This window comes from Streptomyces alkaliterrae, from assembly GCF_007097205.2.
Classification (GTDB): Bacteria; Actinomycetota; Actinomycetes; order Streptomycetales; family Streptomycetaceae; genus Streptomyces; species Streptomyces alkaliterrae.
Window position 1 is genome coordinate 1 of record NZ_VJYK02000165.1, and the last position, 12,505, is coordinate 12,505.

Annotated in this window: 12 protein-coding genes; 5 read left to right on the forward strand and 7 right to left on the reverse strand. The window is 72.5% G+C overall.

Annotated elements, in window-relative coordinates:
- Positions 1–23 precede the first annotated feature (23 nt).
- Together FNX44_RS16200 and FNX44_RS16205 are read left to right on the forward strand one after the other, a co-directional pair.
- On the forward strand, positions 24–935 hold the full coding sequence (locus FNX44_RS16200) for a hypothetical protein (RefSeq protein WP_143648970.1): 912 nt from the start codon (positions 24–26) through the stop codon (positions 933–935).
- Between the two features lie 209 nt (positions 936–1,144).
- Positions 1,145–2,347, forward strand: coding sequence for a globin domain-containing protein (locus FNX44_RS16205; RefSeq protein ID WP_143648971.1), 1,203 nt, complete (start codon positions 1,145–1,147; stop codon positions 2,345–2,347).
- 16 nt (positions 2,348–2,363) lie between these two features.
- Here the strand turns inward: FNX44_RS16205 and FNX44_RS16210 are convergent, their stop codons facing one another.
- From FNX44_RS16210 to FNX44_RS16220, 3 genes are all read right to left on the reverse strand, one after another.
- On the reverse strand, positions 2,364–2,738 hold the full coding sequence (locus FNX44_RS16210; RefSeq protein WP_143648972.1) for a cupin domain-containing protein: 375 nt from the start codon (positions 2,736–2,738) through the stop codon (positions 2,364–2,366).
- A gap of 131 nt (positions 2,739–2,869) precedes the next feature.
- Positions 2,870–3,745, reverse strand: coding sequence for a hypothetical protein (locus FNX44_RS16215; protein ID WP_143648973.1), 876 nt, complete (start codon positions 3,743–3,745; stop codon positions 2,870–2,872).
- Positions 3,746–3,908: 163 nt separating this feature from the next.
- Entirely contained in the window at positions 3,909–5,108 is a 1,200-nt protein-coding gene (locus FNX44_RS16220) for an FUSC family protein (protein ID WP_143648974.1), read from the reverse strand.
- Between the two features lie 191 nt (positions 5,109–5,299).
- Between FNX44_RS16220 and FNX44_RS16225 the strand changes: the two genes are divergently transcribed.
- Positions 5,300–5,761 carry a DUF5709 domain-containing protein gene (locus FNX44_RS16225; protein WP_143648975.1) on the forward strand — a complete coding sequence of 154 codons (462 nt, stop codon included), beginning with the start codon at positions 5,300–5,302 and terminating at the stop codon, positions 5,759–5,761.
- 37 nt (positions 5,762–5,798) lie between these two features.
- On the opposite strand, the gene FNX44_RS16230 is transcribed toward FNX44_RS16225, so the two are convergent.
- The 3 genes from FNX44_RS16230 to FNX44_RS16240 form a co-directional block, all read right to left on the reverse strand.
- Positions 5,799–6,770 carry a hypothetical protein gene (locus tag FNX44_RS16230; RefSeq protein WP_228449935.1) on the reverse strand — a complete coding sequence of 324 codons (972 nt, stop codon included), beginning with the start codon at positions 6,768–6,770 and terminating at the stop codon, positions 5,799–5,801.
- A 218-nt stretch (positions 6,771–6,988) separates the two neighbouring features.
- Entirely contained in the window at positions 6,989–8,905 is a 1,917-nt protein-coding gene (locus FNX44_RS16235; RefSeq protein WP_143648976.1) for an AMP-dependent synthetase/ligase, read from the reverse strand.
- Positions 8,906–9,104: 199 nt separating this feature from the next.
- A complete protein-coding gene (locus tag FNX44_RS16240; protein ID WP_143648977.1) occupies positions 9,105–9,755 on the reverse strand; it encodes a TetR/AcrR family transcriptional regulator in 651 nt (216 codons plus the stop codon).
- Between the two features lie 129 nt (positions 9,756–9,884).
- Between FNX44_RS16240 and FNX44_RS16245 the strand changes: the two genes are divergently transcribed.
- Positions 9,885–10,544, forward strand: a complete 660-nt coding sequence (locus tag FNX44_RS16245) for an NADPH-dependent F420 reductase (RefSeq protein WP_143648978.1) — start codon at positions 9,885–9,887, stop codon at positions 10,542–10,544.
- Positions 10,545–10,614: 70 nt separating this feature from the next.
- Entirely contained in the window at positions 10,615–11,319 is a 705-nt protein-coding gene (locus FNX44_RS16250; protein ID WP_143648979.1) for an alpha/beta fold hydrolase, read from the forward strand.
- 569 nt (positions 11,320–11,888) lie between these two features.
- Here FNX44_RS16250 and FNX44_RS16255 read toward each other — a convergent pair.
- Entirely contained in the window at positions 11,889–12,305 is a 417-nt protein-coding gene (locus FNX44_RS16255) for a hypothetical protein (protein WP_143648980.1), read from the reverse strand.
- Positions 12,306–12,505 lie beyond the last annotated feature (200 nt).

Consider the following 12,505-nt stretch of genomic DNA (forward strand, 5'->3'; position numbering starts at 1 on the left):
GGCGAGCAGAATCCCGGTGAACTGTGAGTTCGTCCTTCCTCGGCCGGGCGCGGGAGATCGCGGCGGTGGTCGCGCCCACCACCGTGGTCACCGCGCTGCTGTTCTACTTCGGCTATGTGGCCCTGCGTGCCCGGTTCCGCTACTACGGCGTCGATCTGGACCTGGTCGACCTGACGCTGCAGGAGACGCTGCTGTACGGCGTGGAGGTGCTGTACCCGCCGGTGCTGGTGATCGCGTTGATCGGGCTGGCGGTGACCGGGCTGCACGCCGGTGTGCGCTGGCTGCTGTCGGCGCCGGAGCGGGACGTGGCGAGCGGCTGGGTGGGCGTGCTGCTGGTGCTGGTGGGGCTGCTGGCCCTGGTCCGGGGGTTCGTCGGGTTCCTGGTGGCGAGGGTCGGCGCCGGTGAGCACTTCCCGGTGACTCCGGTGGCGCTGGCGCTCGGCTCGGCGGCCGTCGCGTACGGCGGGTGGATGCTGCACACGGTGGCGGCCCGGCGGCGCGCTTGGCCGGCGGAGTCGAACCTGCGGCAGACCGCCCGGCGCTCGGTCGGGTGGCTGGCTCTGGTAGGGGTCGCCAGCGCCTTCTGGGCGACCAACGAGTTCGCCGCCGCGCACGGGAGGGGGAAGGCCGAGGAGTTCGCCGAGGGACTGCCGGCGCGGCCGCACGTCCTGTTGCACAGCAAGGAGCCGCTGCGCGGGGTTCCGTGCGGGGTCGAGCACCGGGACGGCGGGGCCGGCGCGGGGGAGTTCCGGCACCGCTACAAGGGCCTGCGGCTGCTCGTCGAGTCCGGCGGCCGCCTGTTCGTCGTCCCCGCGCACTGGCGGGACGGCCGGGACGGCGGCACGCCCAGCCGGACGCTGGTGGTGCCGTACGGGGACGACGTCCGGGTGGAGTTGCGCCCGACGCCCCGCCTCCCCTCCAGGCCCGACTGCTGAACCCCGCGCCCGGGCGTGCCGCGCCGGTGCCGCAAGGGCCCTTCGGGCCCGTGTGCGGCGGTGGTCGCCGGGGCCGAACGGCCCCGATCAGCGAGACCTTCGGACGTGATCGGGCGCGATCGGCGTTCGGCCCTGTCGGGCGCTGGTAGACAGGTGCTCGGCCGCACCTCGCGGCCGCCTCCCAAGACCCGTACCCTCCAGGAGCGTTCATGCTCTCTCCCGAATCGGCCACGGTCGTCCGCGCCAGCCTCCCCCTGGTTGGCGGGGCGATAGAGCAGATCACCGGTCACTTCTACGACACCATGTTCGGCGAGCATCCGGAGCTGTTGGACGGGATGTTCAACCGGGGGAACCAGGCCAACGGCATGCAGCGGCAGGCGCTCGCCGGTTCCATCGTCGCGTTCGCCGGCTCGCTGCTCACCGACCCGCGCAGCCGCCCGGACGCGCTGCTGGCCCGCATCGCGCACAAGCACGCCGCGGTGGGCGTCAGCGAGGAGCAGTACGCGATCGTGCACAAGTACCTGTTCGGTGCGATCGTCGACGTGCTCGGCGAGGCGGTGACGCCGGAGGTCGCCGCCGCGTGGGACGAGGTGTACTGGCTGATGGCCGGCGCGCTCGTGGCGCAGGAGTCCCGGCTGTACCTGGAGGCGCAGGTACGGCCGGGGCATCCGTGGCGCTCCTGGACGGTGGTGGGACGGCGTCAGGAGACGGTCGACGTGGTCTCCTTCCTGCTGCGTCCGACCGACGGTGAGGCGCCGCCGCCGGTCCGGGCCGGCCAGTACGTCAGCGTCCGGGTGCGGATGCCCGACGGTGTGCACCAGTTGCGGCAGTACAGCCTCAGCTCGGCGCCGGACGGCCGAACCCGGCGGATCACGGTGAAGCGGGTGGGCGGGGACACCTCCCCGCTCGGCGAGGTCTCCAACCTGCTGCACCGGACGGTGCGGGTCGGCGACGAACTGACGCTGTCTGCGCCTTTCGGCGACGTGGTGCTGGAGGACGAGGACGCGCCGCTGCTGCTCGCCTCGGCCGGCATCGGCTGCACGCCGATGGTCGGCATGCTGGAGCACCTGGCGTCGAAGGGCTCCACGCGGTCGACCCTGGTGCTGCACGCCGACCGCTCCCCCGCCGAACACGCACTGCGCGCGGACACGAATCAGCTGGTCAGTCGGCTGCCGGGGGCCCGCGCCCAGTACTGGTACGAGTGGCCCGGTGAGGCCGAGCCGAAGGCGTGGAGCGGGCGCATGGAGCTGAGCGCCCTGGACCTGCCGGACGACCTGCGGGCCTATCTGTGCGGTCCGCTGCCGTTCATGCGGGACGTGCGCGCCCAGTTGCTGGCAGCCGGGGTGTCGCCGCGGCACATCCGCTACGAGGTCTTCGGCCCCGACCTCTGGATCGCGGACGACGACTCCTGACGGCGCCGGACAGGCCCTAGTCGAGTCGGACGGTGAGCAGGAGCAGCGCGTCGTCCTCGGCGGTGAGGCGGTGACGGCCGTCCGGCAGTCCGAGGAGGTCGTGTGCCGACAACCGCCAGGTGGCGGTGCCGCGGACCGCGGACAGCACCACCTCGCCGCGCAGGCACAGCAGACTGGCGGCCGCGGGTTCCTCGTGGGGGGAGAGTTCCTGCCCGGCGAGCAGCGCGATGAGGGTGACCCGGAGTCCGGGTGCGGTGACGAGGGTGCGGGCGGCCCGGCCCGCGTCGGCCGTCCTGGCCGCCTCGAGCAGGTCCTCACCGATCCGCAGGAGCGCGGTGGTCTCGCCCGTGGGGTGGGCGCCGTCGTCGCTGCCGTGGTGCGCGGTGCTCATCGGTGGCCTTCCGGTTCACGTGCGGACGGGTGTGCTCCCGACTGTCGCAGGACCGGGGTGTCCTCGGCGGTAGGGCGCGCGGAGAGGGCGCGGTTTGGTCTGCTTCACCACCCCGACCGGGCGGTCCACGCTCAGGGTGCGGTGGTGGGCTTGCGGTCGAGGGGATCGAAGGAACGACTCGGGGTGGGGTGGAGAGGGATGCCGGGGCGCGGTACGCCGGTGGCGCCAGGCGTCGGCGGTTCCGCGGTCGGCGTGCCGTCGGGGCCGCAGACACGCGGCGCGGAGGGCGGCACGACCTCGTAGTCGGCGACACGCTTGGTGCGGAAGCCGGCGGCCCCCCGCCGCCAGACGGAGGCGTCGGAGAGTGTGATCTCCTCGGGCATCTCGGTCGCCCGCAGCGGGGGGCCCGCGTAGACGGCCAGCAGTGCTCCCGTGCACGCGTCGCGCGCGTCCGCGCCGTACAGCGACTTCGGCAGTGGGACGTGGTGCTCCTTGCCGCCGTCCACCCGCAGTTCGACGCGGGACACGGACTCGGCGGAGAAGTAGTAGTCGGGGTCGGGGCCAGTGGCGTCTGAGGGGCGGCCGGCAGAGCGGTCGGGCATGCCGTGGACGAGTCTCCAGAACTCGACCTGGACGGTGAGCGGCCGGCACAGCGGCCCGCTGTATCCCTCCACCGCCTTGGTGAGCTGCACCTTCTCCGGGTCGCCGGCGGCGGTGTTCTGCGGGCCGCGGAAGCGCAGCCTGAGCCAGCCGGCGGCCTTCTCCGGCTTCCAGCCCCTGTTCTCGTGGCAGCCGTCGGGGCCGGTGGGGTAGGGCGGGCTCGGCTCGGCGGTGAGCGTGGGCGTGGCGCTGGTGGTGGTGGTGGGCACGGTCGTCGGCGACGCCGTCGGGCGGGCGTCGTCGTTCCGGTCGCCTCCGCATCCGGCGGTGGCGGCGACCGCGAGAAGGACCGCGCCGCTCGCCGCGGTCATGAGCGCGGTCGGACCGCTGTGGCGGTGTCGTCGCATGGTCGCCTCCCCCGGGCCCCGGCCTGCCGGCCGCACGGCCTGGCGGCAGGCTAGCCGGTGGGCGGTCCGGTGGGCTGACGACCACGGGGATCTTGACCAAGACATGACCCCGCGTCAGGCCGCTCGGGCGTGTCGGTCGCTCGGGCGTGTCGGTCGCTCGGCGTCAGGCCGTGGTGCGTCTGCGGAGTTCTCCCAGCCTGCGTCCGACGCGGGCCAGGAACGGGTAGCGCTCGTGGCGTTCCTGGGCGCAGCGGTCGAGTTCCTCGGCCAGGCGCACGGACCGCTTCTCGATGTCCAGTTCGTCGAGCATGCGGTCGACCTCGGCCAGGAGAGCGCCGTGCAGCTGCCACTGCCGGGGGTGTTCCTGGACGGTCTCCAGCAGCAGATGGGCCACTCGTTCCCGCGCGGCGCGGGCGGCGGCGAGTTCGTCGGCGAGGCGGTCCTCGGCCTCCTCGGCGCTGCTGCTGATCTGCGTGGTGATCAGCGAGGCGAAGTTCTCCACGGCTGCGGCCAGATGGCCGAACAACTCCCGTAGCGCCTCCGCCACCGGCGGCGGGAACAGGTCCTCGTCCTTGCGTTTTTTCGCCAGGTCGGTGAGCGTGCGGGCGCTGACTCTCAGGACGACGGCGCAGATCTCCAGGGTGTCCAGGCCGGTGCGCAGCACGATCCGGGACAGCAGTCCCTCCTTCACCCGGGGGTTGAGCCGCAGGCTCTCCTCCGCCCGGGCCAGCGAGGCGTCGACCTCGACGATGTCGTGGTCCAGCCTGCGAGCCGCGTGCAGTCTGGCCGCGGCGGCCTCGACGGCGGTGCGGCCGGTGATCTCGTCGCCGAGGTCCCGCATGAGGTCCCTCATCCGGCCGGCCAGGTCCTCGATCGACTCGCCGGCGGACTCCACCCACACCGGCGGTACGAAGACCATGTTGAACAGCAGGCCGACCGCCGCGCCGACCAGCGTCTCCAGTACTCGGCTCACCGCCAGGTCGGTGTGGTGGGAGACGCCGAGCACCAGCATCGCCGAGATCGCCACCTCGGGCACGAACTCGCCGACCCGCACCAGATGGCCGAGCACCAGCGAGGAGATGATCAGCAGGCCCAGACTCCACCAGCTCAGGCCGACCAGAGCGCTGAAGCCGACGGCGATCAGCACACCGGCGATCACGGAGTTGACGCGCCGGATCCCGCTGGTGAGCGTGGCGAAGAGGGTGACCTGGACGACCAGCAGCGCGGTCAGCGGTGCCAGTAGCGGCGGTGGGTTCACACCGAGGAGCCAGCTGGCGACGGCGTAGGAGATGGTGGCGGCGGTGGCCGAGCGCAGCGTCTGGACGACGGCCGGCTCGTTGCGCCGCCGCGCGATCTTGCGCATCGGTTTCGGGACGGTAGCCACATCCTGCTCTTCCCCGCCCGTGGCCGCTTCCGCACCCGCCATCCGACTGCACTCACCCGCACCGACGCGATCGGCGCCGGTTTTGCGGACCCGGTGACGGTGTCCCTAGATTTGATGGTGAGGGCGCGCGTGCGCGTCACCGACTCGGGGCTGGGCGACGGAGAGTGGTCATGGGCTTCCAGGACGCGATGGGCGACGACGTCTACCAGCCGGACGGCTCGGAGATCCAGGAGGACACCGGAATCCTGGACGAGGAGGACACCCTGCTGGGGCGGGAGGTCGACCCGAACATCGAGGGCTACTCGGCGCCCGAGCGGCCGCTCGCGGTGGAGACCTGGGGGACGACGGCCGCCGAGCAGCACTCCGGCGAGCCGCTTGAGAGGCGGCTGGCCCGGGAGCTGCCGGACGTGGCGCCGCAGGACGGCGACGGCATCGGCGACGTGCCCGGTGGGGAGGGCGAGCCACTGGACGGGGAGGTCGGGGACCGGCGCAGCGGCCGGCTGGTCGCCCCGAACGAGGGTGTGCGGGGCGACCACGACCACGAGCTGCTCGCGCTCGACGTGGGCATCGACTCGGCGGCCGCTTCGGCCGAGGAGGCGGCGATGCACACCATCCCGGACGACGAGGTGTGAGCCGCCGCCGGCCCGCGCCGGGCGGCCGCGGCGGCGCTCAGCCGGAGACGACCTCGGCCAGTACCTCCGGCAGCAGCAGTTCCCCGGACGGTTCGGCGGGCCCGGAGAGGTAGAGCTGGGCGTGGAAGCGGCCGTCCGCCTCCAGCCCCTCCGGGGAGAGGCCGGCGGCGGTGACCGCCGCCACCGCGTTGTGCTGCTCCTCGGGGTCGGTGAAGCGGCGCTGCACGTAGGTCGTGTCGGCCCGGACGGTCCGCAGCCCGCGGGCGGTGAGCGCGGCGCTGATGTCGTCGTAGGAGACCGTGCGCAGCACCAGCGCCAGCACCCACACCCGGTCCGGCAGGTGCGCGGCGAGCCTGGCGAAGGTACGGCCGGTGATGTAGCCGACGCCACCCGTCACGGTGACCAGGGAGACGTCCGCGAGTGCGCGACGCAGCTCCTCGCTCGGCTCGTCCCTCTCGAGGTTCTCGGCGAAGCCCTCGTCGAGCAGCCCGGCGGACTCGGCGTAGGCGACGGCGTTCCCGGCCGCGTCGAGGCCGAGCGAGCGCACGGCGTCGTAGCGGCGGCGCTCGGCGAAGTACTCGCGGTCGATCTCGGCGAGGCGGGCGGCGCCCGTCCCGGCGTCGGCCCGCGAGTCGAGCGCGGCGTAGTGGCGGTAGAGGTCCTGGAGGGTGACGGTGTGGTTGAACAGGGCGGCGTTGACGCCGTACGAGCAGCAGACGTCGAGTACCGTCAGCGGCCCCCGCTCACCGGCCGCCACCAGTGGCTTGGTGCCCAGCAGACGGCGGACGAGGGTCTGCGCGTGGTGCGGGATCTGGTAGTCGTAGGGCCGCAGGGCCCGGTAGTAGCCGCGAGGATCGGGCCGGTCGTAGATGTCGTCGAAGGAGGACTTCCCCGAGGGCTTCTTGGGTGGGACGGCCGGCCGATCACGCCCCCGCGCCGTCGGAGACGTCGGGGGTGCCTCCGGCGGCCGGCCGGTGCCGGACTCCGTTGCGTGCCTGTCGCTCCTCATCACAGCCCTCGCTGTCACTCGTGAACCTGACATCACCGTCGTCACCAATGATCGCAGGCCGGGTCCGCCAAGCGCATCAGTCGGCTCTCGGCCATCGATCGGCCGAAGTGTGCCGCTTGCGACCGGCGCGGACCGGGCAGGCGCACAGGTTCACCCGCGCCGCGGCGCTCGGGGCTCGGCGCTCGGCGCTCGGCGCGAGGAGGGGCAGCGGGCAGCGGTCAGCTCCGGTAGAGCTCCTCGATCTCGTCGGCGTGGGCCTCCAGCACCGCCCGCCGTCTGACCTTCAGCGACGGGGTGAGCATCCCGTTCTCCTCGGTGAACTCGCCGTCGACGACCAGGAAGCGACGGATCGACTCGGCGCGTGAGACGGCCTCGTTGGCATAGTCGACGGCCTTCTGGACGTCCGCGAGCAGCTCGGGGTCCTCGCGCAGTTCGGCGAGCGGGGTGTCCGCGGGGCGGCCGCGCACGGCCAGCCAGTGTGCCGTCGCGTCCGGTTCCAGGGTGATGAGCGCGCTGACGTAGGAGCGCCCCTCCCCCAGCACCACGCACTGCCCGACCGGCGGACGGCTGCGCACCCGGTCCTCCAGGACCGCCGGGGACACGTTCTTGCCGCCGGAGGTGACGAGGATGTCCTTCTTCCGGCCGGTGATGGTCAGATAGCCCTCCTCGTCGAGGGAACCGAGGTCACCGGTGTGGAACCAGCCGTCGTGCAGGACCTCGTCGGAGGCGGCGGCGTTCTGCCAGTAGCCGCCGAAGACGATGCCGCCCCGGATGAGCACCTCGCCGTCGTCCGCGATGCGCACGGCGGTGCCGGGCACGGGTTGGCCGACGGTCCCGGGCCGGGGCCGCAGCGGTGGCGTGATGGTGGCGGCGGCGGTCGTCTCGGTCAGTCCGTAGCCCTCGTAGACGATGATTCCGGCCGCGTAGAAGAACAGGTTCAGCCGCCTGTCCAGAGGGGAACCACCGCTGATCGCGTAATTGAGTCGGCCGCCGAGTTCCTTGCGCACACGTCGGTAGACGAGCAGGTCGTACAGCGCCCAGGCGAGGGTGAGCCCCGGCCCGGGTCCCTTGCCCGTGCCGAGGTGGCGGGCCAGGGCGGCCTCGCCGAAGCGGACGGCGACGCGGTCGGCGCGGTCGAAGGAGGCCCCGCGGCCCATCCGCTCGGCGGTGGCCCGGCCCGTGTCGTGGATCTTCTCGAAGAGGTAGGGCACGCCGACCACGAACGTCGGGCGGAAGGAACGCAGTTCGGGACGCAGCTCGTCGGGCTTGATGCTCGGGCAGTGGCCGATCTCGATGCCCGCCTTGAGGCAGGCGATCTGGATGGTCCGGCCGAGGATGTGCGCGAGCGGGAGGAACAGCAGCGTCGACGCCTCCCGCCCGGTCACCTCCCGGAAGACCGGGTGCAGCAGTTCGATGGTGTTGGCGGCCTCGGCGAGCAGGTTGCCGTGGCTGATGACGCAGCCCTTGGGTCGGCCGGTGGTTCCCGAGGTGTAGCAGAGGGTGGCGACGGTGCCGGGGGTGAGGTCGGCACGCCGCCGCGCCAGGCGTCCGTCGGACACGTCACGGCCGAGTGCCGTCAGCTCCGCGAGGCCGCCGGCCGTCAACTGCCACAGCGTTCGCTCCGCCGCGAGTGTCGCGGCGGCCCGGCGCACGGTCTCGGCGTTGTCGGCGTTCTCGACCACCACCAGCCGGGCGTCGGAGTCCTGGAGGATCCACGCCACCTGCTCGACGGAGGAGGTGGCGTAGATCGGCACGCTCTGACCGCCCGCGGCCCAGATCGCGAAGTCCAGGACGGCCCACTCGTAGCGGGTGCGGGACATCAGCGCCACCCGGTCGCCGGGCGCGAGACCGGCCGCGACGAAGCCTCGGGCCACGGCGGCCACCTCGTCGGCGAACTGCCGCGCGGTGACCGGCCGCCAGCCGCCCTCGGTGCGACGGCGCAGCGCCACTCGGTCGGGTTCGCGGGCGGCGGCGTCGAACGGGAGGTCGGCGACGCTGCCGGAGGTTTCCGGCGCGACCAGGTGCGAGGCGCGGGCCTCCCGCACCACGCCGTCCTCGCTGACCACCTCCACGGTGACGCGGGCGGCCAGATCGCTGCGGCTGTGTGCCCTCTTCAGATCCCTGCGTACGCTCATCCTCGGCTCCTTCGGCGGCTGCGGTCCGGGGGGCTTGCGGTGGGTGGGCAGGCCGGGATCGCGGAGCGCACGGGCCGCCGGCTCGGCGGCCCGTGCGCTCCGCGCATTCTTACCGTGCGGTAAACCTACTCAGCCGTAAGGAGAAAGCAATGGGTCGTGCGAGAACCGGTGCTCCGCGTTCCCGGCAGGGCCGGGGGCACTACCCGTGTTCGGGCGACCAGGTCTCGCCGCGCAGCACCCGCTCCATGCCGACCCAGACCATGTTCATCAACCGCAGCGCGACACCGTCCGGAGACTGGCCCGGATGCCGTTCCGTCCAGTCGGTGAGCGAGTCCGCCGCACCCACCAGCGAGTAGGCGACGAAGTCGGCGTCCTCCTCCCGGAGTTGGACCCGGCCGTCGCCGCCCTCCTCCCGGACGCCGTCCCGTACCAGGCCGGCGACCTGCGACAGCACCGCTCGACGGGCCAGCGCGACCTCCCTGGCGATGGACTCGCTCAACTCGGAGGCCTGCCGGTACAGCACCACCCAGCCGTCCCGGTGCTCGGCGACAAAAGCGAAGAACGCGCGGAGTCCGGCGTGCAGCCGCTCGTCGGGACGGCCGGCCTCCCGCGCCGCGTCCTGGAAGGCCCGCACCAGCCGGTCGGCCTCCCGGCGCAGACAGGCGATGAACAATCCCTCCTTCGACTCCAGGTACAGATAGACCATCGGCTTGGAGATACCGGCGAGTTCGGCGATCTCGTCCACCGAGGCGGCGTGGTAGCCCCTCTTGGAGAACACCCGCACGGCCACGTCGATGATCTGCTGCTCCCTGATCCGGCGGGGCACCCTGCGTCTGCGCTCTTCGGTCACCCCGGGAGCCTACCCAGGCGCCGGCGACCCGGCGCGGCCGTGGTGGGCCCCTGAAATACCGGCGGCCACCGGGTGGTTGAGGCGGAGGCGGCCCGACACAGCGGCCGCGCCACATCCTCTGGAGGGATCATGAAGATCGGCATCATCGGCGCGGGCAACATCGGCGGCAGCCTGACCCGCCGCCTCCGCGCTCTCGGACACGACGTGTCCGTCGCCAACTCGCGCGGCCCGCACACTCTCACCGCGCTCGCGGAGGAGACGGGCGCCACGCCCGTGCACGCCACCGAGGCGGCGCGCGGGGCCGAGGTCGTGGTGGTGACCATCCCGCTGAAGAACATCCCCGACCTGCCGTCCGGCCTCTTCGACGAGGCCGCCGAGGACGCCGTGGTCGTCGACACCAACAACTACTACCCGAAGGAGCGGGACGGCCGGATCGCCGAGATCGAGGACGGCCTGCCCGAGAGCCGCTGGACCGAACGGCACCTGGGCCGACCGGTGGTGAAGGCGTTCAACGGCACATACGCCGACGACATCGTCGAACGGCCGCGGCCCGTCGGCGACCCCGAGCGCATCGCCTTCCCCGTCGCCGGTGACGACCCCCGGGCCAAGCGGGTCGTCCGGGATCTGATGGAGGAGATGGGGTTCGACACGGTCGACGCCGGCGGGCTCGACGAGTCCTGGCGGCAGCAGCCGGACACCCCGGTGTACGGCCTGCGCGGAGACGTCGAGCAGGTGCGGAAGGCCCTGGCCGCCGCGTCCCCGGAACGCCCGGCCGCGTTCCGCGCGTAGCCGCGGGCCGTCCGCCGAGGTCGGCGGCGTCCGACCACGGGCTGTCAGACCCTGCGGCTAGATTGCGGGCATGACGGAATTTGTGCTCGTGGCAGGAGCGTGGCTTGGTTCCTCGGCGTGGGACGAGGTGGTGCCCGAGCTGCGCGCGGCCGGACACGGCGCCCGTCCCCTCACGCTCTCGGGTCTCGCCGAGCGGCAGGGGGAACGAGCCGGTCAGCAGACCCACGTGCGGGACGTCGTCGAGGAGGTCGAGCGGCTGGACCTCCGGGACGTCGTCCTGGTCGGTCACAGCTACTCGGGCATACCGGTCGGCCAGGCGGCCGGGCGGATCGGCGAGCGGCTGCGGCACCTGGTGTTCGTCGACTCCAACGTTCCCGTGGACGGCGAGTCGTTCGTGGCGCAGTGGCCGGAGGGCCGGCCGATGGTCGAGGCCGCGATTGCCGCCAACGGCGGCACGTGGCCGCCGTTGGCGGAGGCCTACGCGGGCCAGGGTCTCGACGAGGCCCGGGTCGCCCGGATCCTGGCCGACTCCACGCCGCACCCCGGCCGCACGCTCACGGAGCCGGCCGAACTCGCCCGCCCGATCGAAGAGTTGCCGACGACGTATGTGAAGTGCCTGCTGGCCGGAGAGGAACTTGACGTCCGGGTGACGCAGCTGGTGGCCGGCGGCGACTGCCGGGTGGTCCGGATGGACACCGGCCACTGGCCGATGTTCTCCAGCCCGCGCGAGCTGGCCCGGATCCTACTGGAGGCGGCCGACCCGACCCCCGGCTGACCACTCGGGACTCCGATCCCGAACCCCACCGCAGGCGCCAGTCCCGTTGCCCGCCCGAACAGGGTTCGGGCGGGCAACACGGCCCGGACGGCCGGACGCGGAGCCGGTCAGACGGGACACGCGGCCCGGACAGCCAGGTCGGGCCGAGCGGGCGGCGGACACGCGCCCGGACAGCCAGATCCGACCAGCACAGGTCGGACGGTCACGCGACCAGGCAGCCGGGTTCCGGCCGGCGTGGGCCGCGCGGGCGGCCCGGGCGGCAAGTCCCGTCGGCGCGGGTCGGACGGAGGCGCGGCCCGGGTGGGCAGGTCCGGCCGGCACAGGTAGAAGGGACGCGCGGCCGGACCGGCACAGTCCGGGTGGTTGGGTGGCTCCGTGGCCGGGGCTGTCGCGGCGCCCGGTGTGCCTGAGCACTTCAGTTGGCGAGTGAGCGTGTGAGTCGGCGAATTGAGCGGCCGCGTGTCACCCCGTGTCGATCCTGCTCGACTCGTCAGATCGGATACTCAGCCACGGGCACTCCGAGACGAGGCAGGGAGGGAGCCCCCGGCGACCTCTCGCGTCAGGACCACTCACTGGAAGTCGCTGTACTCAGGGTCAGTCAGTCTCGTGAAAGTGATCGCGGTCGTGCACCCCGACATCCAGTCTTCCGAGTCTTCACGATGCTCCGCGGCGTCGCAGATGTCTTCGGCGCTGCCTTCCCCGCCCTTGACCGTCAGCTCCAGTACCCCGACGACCTTACCCCGATCGAACGCTTGTGTGTCGGTGGCCTTGTCACGAGCGTTCTGGAGCAGGAGAGCCCCGACGCCCTCACTGTTCGTGGGTAGGGCAACCGGTTCGTCGGCAGCCGTTTCCGACGGAGTCGGTTCCTCGGAACTCTCTGAACTCGCGACTGTCGACGGTCCCGGTCGATCCGACTGGCTATCGCTGCAGGCCGTCGTAGTGGCCACCAGGAGAGCAAACATCCCCCATGCAGCACGCTTGATCACTGCGCCCCCTCGTCAGGCTCGTGTGGTCCTCTATTGAACCCTGGAGGATCGTGAGACTTGACACGGCCGCCCGTTCAAGTCGCCGACGCAAGCGCTCAGTCACCCCCGGGCGCCGGGCGGATGAGGGTCGGGTGTGTGGGAATGGCCGGCCGGCCCGGCCGGGCTCAGCGGGGTTGGTCCGGGTCGGCGCGGTCCAGGGC